The sequence below is a fragment of the Mesorhizobium sp. 113-3-3 genome, from assembly GCF_016756495.1.
GTDB lineage: Bacteria > Pseudomonadota > Alphaproteobacteria > Rhizobiales > Rhizobiaceae > Mesorhizobium.
In genome coordinates this window covers 3,709,517-3,723,988 of sequence record NZ_AP023243.1, presented here as the reverse complement: position 1 = coordinate 3,723,988, position 14,472 = coordinate 3,709,517, and the positions used below count along the sequence as shown (strand labels likewise).

Below are 14,472 nucleotides of genomic sequence, written 5' to 3'. Positions count from 1 at the left end.
TCGTACACCGCACAACGCGCAAAAAACAGCGCGACGGAAAAGCTGGATCATTGTACTTTCGGTCATGGCCAAGGCACGAAGGTGCATTCCCCTCGCCCCATTGCCAAACCGCCGAATGGAAGCAACAATATCCTTCGACGCCTGCGCGCCAGAAGCCTGTAAAAACAGCCGCGTATAAAACAGCGTTGGAGGAAATGCGGGAGAACGCCGCTGACCAGTTCACGGACGCGCTACGCCTGCGGCTTGTCGGCGCTGACCACGGACGAGCCCGACCTGGATGCTTTCGCTCGCGCGGTGGCCAGCGAGGTTGCGGCAATCGACGCCGGCTTTGCCCTCGTGTTCTTTTCCCAGAGCCTCGTCGAGGCCGGCGCCCTCTCGCGGGCACTCTCGGCGCATGCGCCGGGGCTCCACCATGCCGGCTGCTCCACCGCCGGCGAGATCACGCCGCAGGGGCTTGAGGAGGGCCATATGCTGGCGATGCTGCTTCCCTCGGCGGCGTTCACCGCGGTCAGCGCCATGGTCGACAATCTATCCTCGTCGGGCATGGACAGGATCACGGGCGAGGTCGAGGCCTTGCGGCGCGCGCTGCGCGTCAGGGTGGGCGGCGAGCGGACCAGGAACACCTTCGCGCTCTGCTTCATCGATGGGCTGTCCTATGCCGAGGAAGCGGTCAGCTCGGCCATCCACTGGGGTCTTGACGACATCCCGCTGCTCGGCGGCTCAGCCGGCGACGATCTGAAATTCGAGACGACGCGCCTTATCTCGAATGGCAGGGTCACCTCGGACAGCGCCATCATCGTGCTGATATCCACGGAAATTCCGTTCCACGTCTTCAAGACCGACAATTTCGTTCCGACCGACGAAAAGCTGGTGGTAACGGCGTCCGATGCCGATCACCGCATCGTGCGCGAGTTCAATGCCACCAACGCGGCTGAGGAATATGCCGCTTCCGTCGGCATCCTGCCGCAGACCCTGACGCCGCTTAGCTTCGCCTCGCATCCGGTGGTGGTGAAGGTAGGCGGCGAATACTACTGCCGGTCGATCCAGAAGATGCACGCGGATGGCTCGCTGTCTTTCTTCTGCGCCATCGACGACGGCGTCGTGCTGTCGATCGCCCAGCCCAAGGACATGGTGGAATCGACACGCGCGGCCCTGCGCGAGGTCGAGGAGAGGCTCGGCGGCATCGACCTGATCCTCGGCTTCGACTGCGTGCTGCGCAGGCTCGACGCGCGCAACCGGCAGGTCTTTCGTGACATTTCGGAACTCTACCGGGTCAACAATGTCGTCGGCTTCGGCACCTATGGCGAGCAGTACCGGTCAATGCATTTGAACCAGACCTTCACCGGCATCGCCTTTGGCGAACGGCAAGCGGCGGAATAAGGGCCGCAGAATGAAACGATGCCACTCAAGGACATAAACGACCTCGAAAAGCTGAAGAAGATCAACGCCGCCCTGGTCAGCCGCGTCGAGCGCTCGATGGACCAGCAAGGCAATGCCTTCTCGCTGTTCCAGACCGCCATCTCACTCGAAAACCGGGTGCGCACGCGCACCGAGGAACTGCACTCGACGCTCCGGCGGCTGGAACAGTCCAACATCGACCTCAGCGCCGCCAAGGAGAACGCCGAATTCGCGAACCTGTCCAAGACGAGGTTCCTCGCCGCCGCCAGCCATGACGTGCTGCAGCCGCTGAACGCGGCTCACCTATCCGTCTCGGCGCTCGCCGAGGTGCAGACCAGCGACGAAGGCAGGAAACTGGTGCGGCAGGTCGAGCGCTCGCTGGAAACGATGGAGGACCTGCTGCGCACCTTGCTCGACATTTCCAAGCTCGATGCCGGCGTGGTGCACCCCGACATAGGCGATGTCAGCCTGGAGGCGCTGTTCTCGTCGCTGCGCTCGGATTTCCAGCCGGTCGCGGAAATCAAGGGGTTGTCGCTGAAATTCCGGCAGGTCAATGCCGTGGTCCGCTCCGACCGCACGCTGCTGCGCCGCATCCTGCAGAACATCCTCTCCAACGCGCTGGGCTATACCCGCTCGGGTGGCGTGCTCGTCGGCACCAGGCATCGCGGCGACACGATCCGCATCGATGTCGCCGATACCGGCTGCGGCATTCCCGAGGACCAGCGCGAGGCGGTGTTCGAGGAATTCCATCGCGGCACCTTGCCTGCCAATGCCGGGCTCGACGGCGGCGGCCTCGGGCTCGGGCTCGCCATCGTGCGCCGCATGGCCGGCGCGCTCGGCCACCCCGTGACCTTCTCGTCGAGGGTCGGGCGCGGCACGATCTTCCATATCGATGTGCCCGTCGGCATCGGTGCGCCGGCCGACGCCATCGCCAGCGCCACCAGCCTGGAACGGTCGCGCGGCTACGGCCTTTTCGGCACCAAGGTGCTGCTCGTCGAGAACGACACCGAGGTGCTGGAGGCCATGACCTTCCTGCTCGAGCGCTGGCAGTGCCTGGTGCGGTCCGCGACCTCGACCGACGACGCGCTGGACCTGCTCGGCGACACCGACTGGGTGCCCGACATCGTCATTGCGGACCAACATCTTGACGGCGGCGACCTCGGCACCGCCACCATATCGGAAGTCCGCGACTATCTCGGCCGCGCCGTACCGGCGCTGATCGTCACCGCCGACAGTTCCGAGGCCGTCGCCAAGGCCGCCCGCGCCGGCGGCATCGAACTGATGCGCAAACCACTGAAACCGGCGCAACTGCGGGCGCTGCTGGCGCATTTGCTGGCTTGAGAATGGCCAACGCGATGCTTGCCTATCTGGGAAAGCCGGCGTCATCCCTTTTGACGTTACCACCGTTTGAATCCTGGAAATTCCAACGAACTGTTACCGACGATCTTCCGGAAATCCGTATACATTACGTTTCTGCCCGCAACAGATTTTCCTTCATCTGCGATGACGACGAAATGATAGACACCATATTCATAGAGGCCGACAATTTAGATCGGGACCTCTCGGACATTCCTTTTTCATTCAGCCGCAACGATGTGCTGAGCTGCTTTGGCGCGCCCTCAAGAAGCGGCGCCGCACGGAGCGATCCTTTTTTGGGTGAATTCGGCCCTTGGGACCGATTTGATGAGGCGCATCATTCCATACACATCGAATATCAGCCTCATGCAGATCAGATCAGGCGTGTCACGCTAATGCGCGCGGACGCGGTGCCGTGAACAATGCGGTGTGTTCACCATGCTCGACTGAGAGATCCGGTAAATCCAATGATAGTTCAATTCCATGGCATCACCTTCGACGCGCCCATCGGATGGGAAGACGTAACTGACGACCTTCCCGGGAGATCGCCACCTACCTTGGCTAAGGCATCAGATGCTGGCGGCGCCCTCCAATTCTCTATTGCGAAATATCGCAGTGGGGAAAAGCCAAACGCGAATTTCGAGGCTCTCAGGTCATTTATGACTGAGTTCTGTCGAAACAATTTCATAGATGTCGAGCGGATTTTTACGACAGAATTTGGCGACGTAATGTGTGTTGGCGTTTCGTCACAGACGACAGATCAAACCTTTTCGGCATGGTACTTGTCCGATGGAAGCGATTTTGCATTCGTGACCTACCTTGCCCAAGGTGACGAATACGACCTCATCGACGAAGAACTAGGCGAAGCGAGAGAAATCATTTCGTCTATATCATTCGGATAGGTGCTAGCAGATGAAACGCCATTGAGACATCATTCTCACCGGATCGCGGCATGTTGCTGCTTCGTTTGCAGGAGTATCGGCCCACCGCTCAAAACCCCGCCTGATCCCTGAAAAGCTCCGCATTGTCCAGCTTCGAAACCTCGATCACCGCTTGCGTGCGGCTGTAGACGTTGAGCTTGCGCAGGATCTCCGAGACATGCGCCTTGACCGTGGTCTCGCCGACCTGCAGCTCGTAGGCGATCTGCTTGTTGAGCAGGCCCTGGCGCAGCATCTGCAGCACGCGCAGTTGCTGCGGCGTCAGCTTGGACAAGCGCTGGACCATGTCGGCGCGGTCGATGCTGTCAGCGTCCGCCGGCTGGCCTTCATAGGTTTCCGGCACATAGATGGCGCCGTCCATCACCGAGCGGATGGCGGCGGCCAGATCGCTTTTGCGCGCCGATTTCGGGATGAAGCCGGCAGCGCCATAGGACAAGGCCTCGGAAATGATGCGCGGCTCCTCGTAGCCGGACACGATCACCACCGGCAGGCGCGGATAGCGGGTCCTGAGCTGCAGCAGCCCTTCGAAGCCGTGCACGTCAGGCATTGAGAGATCGAGCAGCGCAAGGTCGAAAGGCTTGGCGTCGGCCAGGAGATCGAGCGCCTCGGCGATCGAGCGCGCCTCGACCGTGTCGACCTCCGGATAGGCCATCTGCACGGCGCTGTGCAGCGCCTCGCGAAACAGCGGGTGGTCGTCGATGATCAGGAACCGGGCGCGATCGTTGGATGCTGTCATGTGGCTCGTTCCGGTTTACCGGCCACACCATAGCCCCGCGACCATGGCCGGATTATTGGCAAATAGTCTATCGCGCGTTGATAGGCCGCTGCAAAGTGATGGGAACCTTGAATTCCTTATACAGCCCCGGCAAAGCCCGTGCTTTATGAAAAGCGACGCCTTGCCCGGCCCCCAAAATCGGCCGAAGGTGCCGCCAGCAACCCGATATCCAACGTAGAGACCACCATGACCGCCTTCGTCCTTCCCGTCCAATCAACGCCCTCCGTCGCCATCAGCGGGTCGGCCGAGCGTTTTGCCGTGCGGCGCATTTTCTGCGTCGGCCGCAACTATGCGGCGCACGCGCGCGAATTCGGCAATGACGAACGCGATCCGCCCTTCTTCTTCACCAAGCCGGCCGACGCGGTGGTCGATTCCGGCACCGTGATCGCCTACCCGCCGCTGACGGCCAATCTGCACCACGAAATCGAACTGGTCGCCGCGGTCGGCAAACCGGGCTTCCGCATTGCGCGCGAGCGGGCGCTGGAGCATGTCTGGGGTTATGGCGTCGGCATCGACCTCACCCGGCGCGATCTCCAGGACGAGGCCAAGAAGGCGGCGCGGCCCTGGGACTGGTCGAAGGCCTTCGATCGTTCCGCCCCTTGCGGGCCACTGGTGCCGGCGCAAAAGACCGGCCACCCGACGAAAGGGCGCATCTGGCTTGCCGTCGACGGCAAGGTCCGGCAGGACGCCGATCTCACCGAGCTGATCTGGCCGATAGCGGACATTGTCTCGATCTGCAGCGAGGGCGTGGAATTGCAGGCCGGCGACCTGATCTTCACCGGCACGCCGGCCGGTGTCGGCGCCGTGAAGCCGGGCGAGACCATGACCGGCGGCGTCGACGGCATCGGCACGATCGAAGTGACCATTGGCCAGCCGAAGTGAGCGCATGAGCGAACTCGTCCTGCACAATTACTATCGCTCCTCCACCTCCTATCGGGCGCGGATCGCGCTGGAGATGAAGGGGCTGAGCTATGACTATGTCCCGCATCATCTGCGCCATGGCGAACATCTGGAACCAGCCTATCTCGCGGTCAATCCGCAAGGGCTGGTGCCGGCTTTGGTGCTCGACGACGGCACGCTTTTGACGCAGTCGCTGGCGATCATCGAATATCTCGACGAGATCCATCCCGAACCGCCGCTGCTGCCGAAGGACCCGCTTGGCCGGGCGCGCGTGCGCATGCTGGCGCAGATGATTGCCTGTGACATCCACCCGGTGAACAATCTGCGCGTGCTGACCTCGCTGCGCACCTTGTTCGGCGCCGGCGACCAGGACATCACCAACTGGTTCCGCCACTGGGTGAACGAAGGCTTTCAGCCGCTTGAAAAGATTCTGGCTTCCTCGCCTCAGACGGGAACATTCTGCCATGGCGAGGCGCCGGGCCTCTCCGATATCTGCCTGGCGGCCCAGATCGCGAGCAACGCCCGCTTCGGCGTCGACCTGACACCCTACCCGACGATAGCCCGCATCAACGGCGCCTGCATGGCGCTGCCGGCCTTCCAGAAAGCCGCGCCGCAGAACCAGATCGATGCCGAGTAGAGAAGCCAAAGACCCCGAGGAAGCCAAGGCGCTCGCCGATATCGAAGAGTATGGCTGTCATATCCTCTATGTGCTGGAGGAGGACGAGAATCCGCCATTCGCGTACTCGGTGGGGATAGAACACAATTTCAAAGTCCCTGAACTGGTCGTCGTCGGACTCAAGCCGGAACTTTCGCATACCATCATCAACAAGTATTGCCGACGAGTGCGCAGCGGCGAGAGGTTCAGCGTCGGAGGGCGGGCGTCAGGGTTCTTGGGAGGCGGCTTCGACTGTCAGTTCGGCTCGGTCCATCCGGACCACTATCCTGAACATTTCGGTTGGGATATCTGGTTCTACGACGGCTCGGATTTCCGGATTATGCAGCTAATTTTTCCAACAACTTCCGGGGTTTGGCCGTGGGATGCCGAAGCTGGCGAATGGGTTCGCAAACGGCAACCGTTGCTTGATACCCCGCCCTAACTAGTGCCCTAGCCTTAGCGTCGCCACCCAGAACACCAGCGCCGCCAGAGCGACACCGCCGCCAAGCATGCAAACACCGCTCCAGCCCCAGGCGCCAAAAATCATGGTCGAGGCGATGGAGCCTAGCGCGCTGCCGAGCGAATAGAAGATCATGTAGCCGCCGACCAGCCGGCTGCGCGCATCCGGCCGGCGCGCGAAGATCAGGCTCTGGTTGGTGACATGGACCGCCTGGATCGCCAGGTCCAGCATGACCATGCCGGCGACGAGCAGCCACAGCGACAGGCCCATCAAGGCAATCGGCAGCCAGGCTACCGCCATCAGCAACAGGCTGAGCCCTGTGACCAGTTGCCCGCGCCCGCGATCGACGAGGCCGCCTGTCCAGCGAGCACCGAGAGCGCCAGCGACGCCGGCAAGGCCGAACAACCCGATCTCGGTGTGAGAGAGTGAGAACGGCGCGGCACTGAGCGGCAGCACCAGCGGTGCCCAGAGCACGTTGAAGGTGGCGAAGATCAGCATGGCGAGCACCGCGCGCACGCGCAGCAGCGGCTCCTGCACGAACAGCAGCACCACCGAACCGAGCAAGCGCGGATAGGATGTGCGGGGCCGCTCCGCCTCTTGACGCGGCAGGATGACGAACAGAACCACCGCCGTCACCAGCGTCAGCGCCGCCGAGGCCAGATAGACCCAGCGCCAGCCGGCGAAGTCGGCGACGACACCGGCGACGAAGCGGGCGAGCAGGATGCCAAGGATGACGCCACTGGTGACGGTGCCGACCGCCCGCCCCCGCTCTGACGGCTCGGCAAGGTCGGCGGCGTAAGCCACCAGCACCTGCACCACCACGGCAAGCAGTCCGACAACGGCAAGGCTTGCGAGCAGCATCGCCGCGCTCGGCGCGACCGCGACCGCGATCAGCGCCACGGCGGAAAGGACCGCCTGCCCGACGATCAGCTTGCGGCGGTCGAACAGGTCGCCGAGCGGCACGATGAAGAACAGGCCGAGCGCATAGCCGATCTGCGTCACCGTCACCACGATGCCGACCGAGGCCGGCGCGATGGCGAAATCATGCGCCATGGCGTCGAGCAGCGGATGGGCGAAATAGACATTGGCGACGCTCAGGCCGCAGGCAATGGCGAAGACCAGCGCCATCATTCCCGACAGTCCCGGGGGTGACGACGGCACGATCTGTGGCGACCCATCGGACCGCTCCGTGCCTGTCGCCGTGCCGTTCACCACCTGCATGTTCATGTCGCTCTCCGCAAAGAGGTTTTAAGTTGAAACCACTTGCTGGATAGGCAGAACAGTTTTATCTTGCAACCAAAATGACAGGCCTGGACCAACGATTGCCATGGTGAAACGAACGAGCCACCAGGAAGCGGATTGCCTGATCGCGCGGCCGCTGGACGCGATCGGCGACTGGTGGTCGCTGCTTATCGTGCGCGACGCCTTCGACGGCTTGCGGCGCTTCGGCGAGTTCCAGAAGAGCCTCGGCGCCGCCAAGAACATCCTGTCGGCGCGGCTGCGCAATCTCGTCGCGCACGGCATTCTCGAGACGGTGCCGGCACCCGACGGCAGCGCGCACCACGAATATGTGCTTACGGAAAAGGGTCGCGGCCTTTTCTATGTCCTGGTTGCCTTGCGGCAATGGGGCGAGACCTATTTCTCCGGGCCGGGCGAGCCCTACACTTTCATGGTCGATACGCGGAGTGGCCGGCCGATCAGGCGGCTGGAGGTGCATGCCGAGGACGGGCGGCTGCTGGCCCCCGGCGACACGAGGCTTGCCGATTTCCGCACCCAGGAAAACAGCTGACCGCGCTTGGTGGGCGGCGGACTAGCCAGCCTGGCGGAATCGATTTCCGCTTGACCGGCCGGGGAATCGGCTATCGTTTCCCCGGACAGTACGCAGGGTGGAGTGACCGATGAAAGCCGTCGTCTTCGAGAAATTCGGCGAAGCGCCGACGATCCAGACCGTCCCCGATCCGAAACCGGCCGCCGATGGCGTCGTCATCAAGGTCGAGGCGACGGGGCTCTGCCGCAGCGATTGGCATGGCTGGATGGGCCATGATGACGGCATCACCTTGCCGCACGTCCCGGGACATGAGCTGGCGGGCGTCGTCGTCGCCGCCGGCAAACAGGTCAGCCGCTGGAAGGCCGGCGACCGTGTGACGGTGCCGTTCGCCGTCGGCTGCGGCCGCTGCTTCGAATGCACCTCAGGCAACCATCAGGTCTGCGAGCACCAGACGCAGCCGGGGTTCACCGGCTGGGGCTCGTTCGCCGAATATGTCGGCATCGAGCATGCCGACACCAATCTGGTGCGCCTGCCCGAGGAGATGGAATACGCCACCGCCGCCAGCCTCGGCTGCCGTTTCGTCACCTCGTTTCGCGCCATCGTCGACCAGGGCCGAGTCAAGCCCGGCGAATGGGTGGCGGTGCATGGCTGCGGCGGCGTCGGCCTGTCGGCGATCATGATCGCCAGCTCGCTTGGCGCCAATGTGATCGCCATCGACCTCACCGACGAGAAGCTGGAATTCGCCAGAAAGATCGGCGCCGTGGCCACCATCAATGCGTCAACGACGCCGAATGTGGTCAAGGCGGTCAAGCAGATCACCAATGGCGGCGCGCATATGTCGATGGACGCGCTCGGCCACCCCACCACTTCCTTCAACTCGATCGCCAATCTGCGCCGGCGCGGCCGCCATGTGCAGGTCGGCCTGATGCTGGGCGAGCACGCCCGCCCGCAAGTGCCGATGGACAAGATCATCGCCTTCGAGCTCGAAATCCTCGGCAGCCACGGCATGCAGGCCTACCGCTACCAGGCGATGATGGAGATGATCCGCCATGGCAAGCTCAAGCCCGAACTGCTGGTCGGCAAGAAGATCAGCCTCGACGAAGCGCCTGCGGCTTTGATGGCGATGGGTGGCTTCGAGGGCATTGGTATCGGGGTGGTGACGAAGTTCTAGGCGCGGGCGTCATTTCCCGAACTACCGCGCGAATTTCTTCGCGCCGAACACACACGCAACCACGCCGAGCGTGACCACTACCATCAGTGGGCTGACCTGTTCGTGGAGCAGGCTCGCCGCGAGCGCCAGGCCGAAGAAGGGCTGCAGCAACTGCAACTGGCCGACCGCGGCGATGCCGCCTTGCGCCAGGCCGCGATACCAGAAGACGAAGCCGATCAGCATGCTGAACAGCGAGACATAGGCGAGACCGATCCAGGCGTGGGAGCCGACGGCGGCAAAGGATGGCGGCAGCGTGGCGAAAGTCAGCACCAGCATGATCGGCAGCGACAGCGTCAGCGCCCAGCAGATCACTTGCCATCCGCCGAGCTTGCGTGACAGCGCTGCGCCCTCGGCATAACCCAGGCCGCAGACGACGATGGCGGCGAGCATCAGGCCATCGCCGACCGGCGAGGCCGTCACGCCTTGCATCAGCGCGAAGCCCGCGACCAGCGCACTGCCGATGCACGAAAACAGCCAGAACGCCGGTCGTGGACGCTCGCCGCCGCGCAGCACGCCGAAGATCGCGGTTGCCAGCGGCAGCAGGCCGACGAAGATGATCGAGTGGGCGGAGGTGACGTGCTTCAGTGCAAGTGCGGTAAGCAAAGGAAAGCCGACCACCACGCCGAGCGCCACGATCACCAGCGACAACAGATCGCCGCGCTGCGGGCGTTTCTCCCGGAACAAAAGCAGCATTGCCAGGCCAAGCAGTCCGGCAATCGCGGCCCGGGCCGATGTCACGAAGGTCGGATCGAAGTCCATCACGGCCACGCGCGTCGCCGGCAGCGAGCCTGAGAAGATCAGCACGCCGATAAATCCGTTCAGCCAGCCGCTCGCGGTCTTGTCCATTTCCAGGCTCCATGTCTTTCGCCCTGTATCGGGCGGATGCCATGGCGCAGCCAGAGACAATGGGGTACAATTCAGCGAAACTGTAATGGCATATTGAGCAGTACAGATGACAGACTTTGCCTTGGAAGGCGCGCGAACCCTGGCCGCCCCTACCCTGGTCGAAAACGTCATGGCGACGATCCGCCAGCGGATCGCCGCGCGCAGCCTGACACCTGGAGCCCGGCTGCCGTCGATTCGCGCCTTCGCCCAATCCATGCAGGTGTCCAAATCCACCGTGGTCGAAGCCTATGAGCGGCTCGCCGCCGAAGGCACGATCCGCTCCCGGCCAGGCTCGGGCTTCTATGCCGCCGGCTCTTTGGCGCCGCTGTCGCTGGCCGAGATCGGTCCCCTGCTCGACCGCGCCGTCGATCCGCTCTGGGTCTCGCGCCAGTCGCTGGATGCCGGCGACGAGGTCCTGAAACCCGGCTGTGGCTGGCTGCCGGCCTCATGGATGCCGCAGGCCGCGCTGCGCCGGGCACTGCGCACGGCAGCGCGCGCCGACGATGTCACGCTTGCCGATTACGGCACACCGCTCGGTCTGCCGCCGTTGCGGCAACTCCTGGCGCGGCGCATGGCTGGTCATGGCATCGAAGTCGCGCCCGAACAGATCATGCTGACGGAGTCAGGCACGCAGGCCATCGACCTATTGTGCCGGTTCCTGATCGAGCCCGGCGACACGGTGCTGGTCGACGACCCCTGCTATTTCAATTTCCATGCTTTGCTGCGCGCCCACCGCGCCAAGGTTGTCAGCGTGCCCTACACGCCGTCGGGACCTGATATCGAGCTTTTCGCGCAGGCGCTCGCCGAGCACCGGCCGCGCCTCTACATCACCAACTCCGCCATCCACAACCCGACCGGCGCGATCCTGTCGCCGGTCACCGCGCATCGTTTGCTGAAGCTCGCCGACCAGTCGGACCTGACCATCGTCGAGGACGACATCTTCGCCGATTTCGAACATGCCCCTGCCCCGAGGCTCGCGGCGTTCGATGGCCTCAGCCGCGTCGTCCAGATCGGCAGTTTCTCCAAGACGCTGTCGGCATCGGTGCGCTGCGGTTTCATCGCCGCGCCCCGCGATTGGGTCGAGGGCCTGACCGACCTCAAGATCGCCACGACCTTCGGCGGCGGACGGCTGGCAGCAGAACTGGTGCTGACGCTGCTCAAGGACGGCAGCTACCGCAAGCACATGGAATTGCTGCGTGCCAGGCTCGCGCGTGCCATGGCCGAGACCGGCGCCCGTCTGAAGGCGATCGGCATCACGCCGTGGATCGACCAGCCGGCCGGCCTGTTCCTGTGGTGTGGCCTGCCCGATGGCGTGGACGCTGCCGAAGTCGCCCGCCGGGCCTTGGCCGACAATGTCGTGTTGGCGCCCGGCAACGCGTTCAGCCTTTCGCAGACGGCCAGCCGGTTCCTGCGCTTTAACGTCGCCCAGTGCGAAGACGGGCGGATCTTCAAGGTGCTCGCCGCGGCGATGGCGCGCTGATCTCAGCGACTGGCACAGACCTCCCGCACGCAGTCGCGCAACCAGCGTTGCGCCGGGTCGGCATCCAGCCGCGGATGCCAAAGCATGGAAATGGTGACCTCAACTGTCGTGACCGGCAGCGGAAAACTATGCATGCCGGCGCGCGCACCGGCCGTGTGCCGCTCGGGCACGCTGGCGATCAACTCTGAGGCCCGCGCCATAGCGAGCGCTGCCGAGAAACCCGAGACCATGCACACGACCGTCCGCTGCAGGCCAAGCGCGCTCAGCGCCTCATCGATCGGCCCTCGCTCGCGGCCACGCCTGGAAACACTGATGTGCCGGCCCGCCGCAAAGCGCTCGGGCGTCACCGCGCCCTCGCTCAGCGGATGGCCAACTCGGACAGCGCCGATGAAGCGGTCACGAAACAGCGCCTGGATGCGCACTTCGGGTCCGGTTTCGCCGGCAACGCCGATTTCCAGGTCGATCAAAGCGTCGCGCAGCGACATCACATCCTTGTCGGACTTCGGCGCGAAACGCAGCCGCACGCCAGGCGCTTCGGCCTCGATGCGGGCGACCAGGCGAGGCCCGAATTCCTCGACGAAGCCTTCATTGGTGCGCAGCGTGAAAACCCTGTCCAGGCTTGACGGATCAAGAAGTTCAGCAGGCCGCAGCAGCGCCTCCGCTTCCTGGACGACAGGGCCGACCTGCCGGCGCAATTCCTCCGCGCGCGGCGTCGCCACCAGGCCACGGCCGGCGCGGACCAGCAGAGGATCGCCCGTTGCCTCCCGCAGCCGCGCCAGTGTCCGGCTCATCGCCGATGGGCTGAGCCGCAGACGGCGCGCGGCGCGCGCCACGCTGCCTTCCGCGAGCAGCACGTCGAGAGCGAACAGCAGGTTGAGATCGGGAGATGTCATCGCCTGCTCATAGCATGATGTGGCGTCTCATGCACTGATATGTTGCAAATGCTGCGCCTTCCGCCATGTCAGCCGCAGGACTAGATCTCCGATGGCTCCGGTTCAGGAGCGAAGGAAAAGGAGATCGCCATGGCAGTCGCAGCGCAAGATCGGGATGGGATATCAGCCCCGCAACAGAATCAATCGGTCGGCTGGGCGCTGGCAAGCCTGTCGCTCGCCACGCTGCTGTCGTCGCTCGGAACCAGCATTGCCAGCGTCGGGCTGCCCTCGCTGATGCAGACGTTCGGGGCGTCGTTCCAGGCCGTGCAATGGGTGGTCCTGGCCTATCTCCTCGCCATCACCACGCTGATCGTCAGCGCCGGGCGGCTGGCCGACATGTTCGGGCGCCGGCCGCTGCTGCTTGGCGGCATCGCGCTGTTCACAGCGGCATCCGTGCTCTGCGGCCTGGCGCCGACGCTCTCACTGCTGATCGCCGCGCGCACCGTGCAGGGGCTTGGCGCGGCGCTGATGATGGCGCTGACGCTGGCCTTTGTCGCGGAGACGGTGAGCAAGGAGCGGACCGGCAGCGCCATGGGCCTGCTCGGCGCCATGTCGGCGATCGGCACGACGCTCGGCCCCTCGCTCGGCGGCCTCCTGATCGCCGGCCTCGGCTGGCGGGCGATCTTCCTGGTCAACGTGCCGCTAGGCCTGCTGACCTTTGCCCTCGCCTGGCGCGCCCTGCCCGCTCGCAACAAGAACGCGCAGGCCGTTAAAGGCAAGTTCGACACGATGGGCACTGCCTTGTTGGCCATGACGCTGGCCGCCTACGCACTGGCCATGACGCTGGGCTGGGGCCATTTCGGCGCGCTCAACATCGGCCTGCTGGCCGCGACCGCCCTCGGCATCGGTCTGTTCGCCGTCGCCCAGAAGCGGGTGAGGAACCCGCTGGTCCAACTCGCCAGTTTCCGGGACCCGCAGCTCAGCGCCAGCCTGGTCATGAGCCTCATCGTCGCCACGGTGATGATGGCAACCCTGGTGGTCGCGCCGTTCTATCTGTCGCGTGGACTGGGGCTCGATGCCGCGATGGTCGGCGTGGTGCTCTCGACCGGGCCGCTTGTGTCGACCCTGTCGGCCCTGCTGGCCGGACGGCTTTCCGACCGCTTCGGAGCCCACAGGATGATGGTCGCCGGCCTCGCCAGCCTGACCGCGGGCACACTCCTTCTGTCGCTTGCCCTGACCAGGCTCGGCATTGCCAGCTATGTCGTGCCTATCACGGTCACCTGCTTCGGCTACGCGCTGTTCCAGACCGCCAACAATGCGGCCGTCATGACCGGCGTCGGCACCGGCGAACGCGGCGTCATATCGGGCCTGCTCAATTTGTCGCGCAATCTCGGCCTCATCACCGGCGCATCCCTGATGGGCGCCATCTTCGCGGTCGCATCGGCCGGCGCTCGCGAAGGAACAGGACAGGACGTTCTGAGTGCCGCCGCAGCGGCCCGAGGCATGCAGGTCACCTTTGAGACGGCAACGGCGCTGGCGCTGGTTGCGCTGCTGCTCGCGCTGTTCTCGCTGCGCTTTGCCAGCCGTCCCCAGCCCGGGATTGCCTGATCCGTTCGGGCTCTTTCGGCACTGCCCGAAGGTTGCCCGGCCGATCCCAGGCTGCTACTGAAACGGCGCGCAGGCGGATGCCTGCAACGCCAATTTCGGGACAGCGCTATGGGAACAACCAAGTCAGCAGACAAGTAAGCCGCGACAACATCTCGTTGTTGCGGCCT

15 protein-coding genes are annotated in these 14,472 nt (G+C 64.3%); 11 read left to right on the top strand and 4 right to left on the bottom strand.

Going from position 1 to position 14,472, the window contains the following annotated elements:
* Nucleotides 1–243 precede the first annotated feature (243 nt).
* From JG746_RS18100 to JG746_RS18085, 4 genes are read left to right on the top strand one after another with little or no spacing between them, the layout of a single operon-like run.
* Nucleotides 244–1,380 (top strand): FIST signal transduction protein, encoded by a 1,137-nt coding sequence (locus JG746_RS18100; protein WP_202354045.1) that lies wholly within the window; start codon nucleotides 244–246, stop codon nucleotides 1,378–1,380.
* An 18-nt stretch (nucleotides 1,381–1,398) separates the two neighbouring features.
* A complete protein-coding gene (locus JG746_RS18095; protein WP_202354044.1) occupies nucleotides 1,399–2,739 on the top strand; it encodes a hybrid sensor histidine kinase/response regulator in 1,341 nt (446 codons plus the stop codon).
* 2 nt (nucleotides 2,740–2,741) lie between these two features.
* A complete protein-coding gene (locus tag JG746_RS18090; protein ID WP_202354043.1) occupies nucleotides 2,742–3,173 on the top strand; it encodes a hypothetical protein in 432 nt (143 codons plus the stop codon).
* Nucleotides 3,174–3,221: 48 nt separating this feature from the next.
* Complete coding sequence (locus JG746_RS18085; protein WP_202354042.1) at nucleotides 3,222–3,656, top strand: hypothetical protein; 435 nt, start codon at nucleotides 3,222–3,224, stop codon at nucleotides 3,654–3,656.
* Between the two features lie 88 nt (nucleotides 3,657–3,744).
* Here the strand turns inward: JG746_RS18085 and JG746_RS18080 are convergent, their stop codons facing one another.
* The gene (locus tag JG746_RS18080) at nucleotides 3,745–4,428 is read right to left on the bottom strand and encodes a response regulator (protein WP_096446860.1); all 684 of its coding nucleotides are present in this window, start codon (nucleotides 4,426–4,428) and stop codon (nucleotides 3,745–3,747) included.
* 225 nt (nucleotides 4,429–4,653) lie between these two features.
* Here JG746_RS18080 and JG746_RS18075 point away from each other — a divergent pair, with 225 nt between their 5' ends.
* Genes JG746_RS18075 through JG746_RS18065 form a run of 3 tightly spaced genes read left to right on the top strand, consistent with a single transcriptional unit; the run spans nucleotide 4,654 to nucleotide 6,464 of the window.
* Nucleotides 4,654–5,349 (top strand): fumarylacetoacetate hydrolase family protein, encoded by a 696-nt coding sequence (locus JG746_RS18075; RefSeq protein ID WP_202354041.1) that lies wholly within the window; start codon nucleotides 4,654–4,656, stop codon nucleotides 5,347–5,349.
* A gap of 4 nt (nucleotides 5,350–5,353) precedes the next feature.
* Nucleotides 5,354–6,004 carry a maleylacetoacetate isomerase gene (maiA, locus tag JG746_RS18070; RefSeq protein WP_202354040.1) on the top strand — a complete coding sequence of 217 codons (651 nt, stop codon included), beginning with the start codon at nucleotides 5,354–5,356 and terminating at the stop codon, nucleotides 6,002–6,004.
* A complete protein-coding gene (locus JG746_RS18065; RefSeq protein ID WP_202354039.1) occupies nucleotides 5,994–6,464 on the top strand; it encodes a DUF4262 domain-containing protein in 471 nt (156 codons plus the stop codon). The genes maiA and JG746_RS18065 overlap by 11 nt, the downstream gene beginning before the upstream one ends.
* On the opposite strand, the gene JG746_RS18060 is transcribed toward JG746_RS18065, so the two are convergent.
* Nucleotides 6,465–7,709, bottom strand: a complete 1,245-nt coding sequence (locus tag JG746_RS18060; RefSeq protein WP_202354038.1) for an MFS transporter — start codon at nucleotides 7,707–7,709, stop codon at nucleotides 6,465–6,467.
* A 100-nt stretch (nucleotides 7,710–7,809) separates the two neighbouring features.
* On the opposite strand from JG746_RS18060, the gene JG746_RS18055 reads away from it, so the two are divergent.
* Together JG746_RS18055 and JG746_RS18050 are read left to right on the top strand one after the other, a co-directional pair.
* The gene (locus JG746_RS18055; RefSeq protein ID WP_202354037.1) at nucleotides 7,810–8,271 is read left to right on the top strand and encodes a winged helix-turn-helix transcriptional regulator; all 462 of its coding nucleotides are present in this window, start codon (nucleotides 7,810–7,812) and stop codon (nucleotides 8,269–8,271) included.
* Between the two features lie 109 nt (nucleotides 8,272–8,380).
* A complete protein-coding gene (locus tag JG746_RS18050) occupies nucleotides 8,381–9,421 on the top strand; it encodes a zinc-dependent alcohol dehydrogenase family protein (RefSeq protein ID WP_202354036.1) in 1,041 nt (346 codons plus the stop codon).
* A gap of 21 nt (nucleotides 9,422–9,442) precedes the next feature.
* Here the strand turns inward: JG746_RS18050 and JG746_RS18045 are convergent, their stop codons facing one another.
* Complete coding sequence (locus JG746_RS18045; RefSeq protein WP_202354035.1) at nucleotides 9,443–10,306, bottom strand: DMT family transporter; 864 nt, start codon at nucleotides 10,304–10,306, stop codon at nucleotides 9,443–9,445.
* 106 nt (nucleotides 10,307–10,412) lie between these two features.
* Here JG746_RS18045 and JG746_RS18040 point away from each other — a divergent pair, with 106 nt between their 5' ends.
* Entirely contained in the window at nucleotides 10,413–11,825 is a 1,413-nt protein-coding gene (locus tag JG746_RS18040) for an aminotransferase-like domain-containing protein (RefSeq protein ID WP_202354034.1), read from the top strand.
* A 2-nt stretch (nucleotides 11,826–11,827) separates the two neighbouring features.
* Here the strand turns inward: JG746_RS18040 and JG746_RS18035 are convergent, their stop codons facing one another.
* Nucleotides 11,828–12,718: a LysR family transcriptional regulator gene (locus JG746_RS18035; protein WP_202354033.1), complete on the bottom strand. Its 891-nt coding sequence runs from the start codon at nucleotides 12,716–12,718 to the stop codon at nucleotides 11,828–11,830.
* Between the two features lie 129 nt (nucleotides 12,719–12,847).
* On the opposite strand from JG746_RS18035, the gene JG746_RS18030 reads away from it, so the two are divergent.
* Nucleotides 12,848–14,305 (top strand): MFS transporter, encoded by a 1,458-nt coding sequence (locus JG746_RS18030; protein WP_202354032.1) that lies wholly within the window; start codon nucleotides 12,848–12,850, stop codon nucleotides 14,303–14,305.
* Nucleotides 14,306–14,472: the final 167 nt, after the last annotated feature.

What these genes read in the sequence shown, in the direction of transcription:
- JG746_RS18035 (WP_202354033.1), bottom strand. Translation starts at nt 12,718, where the DNA reads ATGACATCTCCCGATCTCAACCTGCTGTTCGCTCTCGACGTGCTGCTC.
- JG746_RS18045 (WP_202354035.1), bottom strand. Translation starts at nt 10,306, where the DNA reads ATGGACAAGACCGCGAGCGGCTGGCTGAACGGATTTATCGGCGTGCTG.
- JG746_RS18095 (WP_202354044.1), top strand. Translation starts at nt 1,399, where the DNA reads ATGCCACTCAAGGACATAAACGACCTCGAAAAGCTGAAGAAGATCAAC.
- JG746_RS18080 (WP_096446860.1), bottom strand. Translation starts at nt 4,428, where the DNA reads ATGACAGCATCCAACGATCGCGCCCGGTTCCTGATCATCGACGACCAC.
- JG746_RS18065 (WP_202354039.1), top strand. Translation starts at nt 5,994, where the DNA reads ATGCCGAGTAGAGAAGCCAAAGACCCCGAGGAAGCCAAGGCGCTCGCC.
- JG746_RS18085 (WP_202354042.1), top strand. Translation starts at nt 3,222, where the DNA reads ATGATAGTTCAATTCCATGGCATCACCTTCGACGCGCCCATCGGATGG.
- JG746_RS18055 (WP_202354037.1), top strand. Translation starts at nt 7,810, where the DNA reads ATGGTGAAACGAACGAGCCACCAGGAAGCGGATTGCCTGATCGCGCGG.
- JG746_RS18075 (WP_202354041.1), top strand. Translation starts at nt 4,654, where the DNA reads ATGACCGCCTTCGTCCTTCCCGTCCAATCAACGCCCTCCGTCGCCATC.
- JG746_RS18090 (WP_202354043.1), top strand. Translation starts at nt 2,742, where the DNA reads ATGGCCAACGCGATGCTTGCCTATCTGGGAAAGCCGGCGTCATCCCTT.
- JG746_RS18040 (WP_202354034.1), top strand. Translation starts at nt 10,413, where the DNA reads ATGACAGACTTTGCCTTGGAAGGCGCGCGAACCCTGGCCGCCCCTACC.
- JG746_RS18050 (WP_202354036.1), top strand. Translation starts at nt 8,381, where the DNA reads ATGAAAGCCGTCGTCTTCGAGAAATTCGGCGAAGCGCCGACGATCCAG.
- JG746_RS18060 (WP_202354038.1), bottom strand. Translation starts at nt 7,709, where the DNA reads ATGAACATGCAGGTGGTGAACGGCACGGCGACAGGCACGGAGCGGTCC.
- JG746_RS18030 (WP_202354032.1), top strand. Translation starts at nt 12,848, where the DNA reads ATGGCAGTCGCAGCGCAAGATCGGGATGGGATATCAGCCCCGCAACAG.
- maiA (WP_202354040.1), top strand. Translation starts at nt 5,354, where the DNA reads ATGAGCGAACTCGTCCTGCACAATTACTATCGCTCCTCCACCTCCTAT.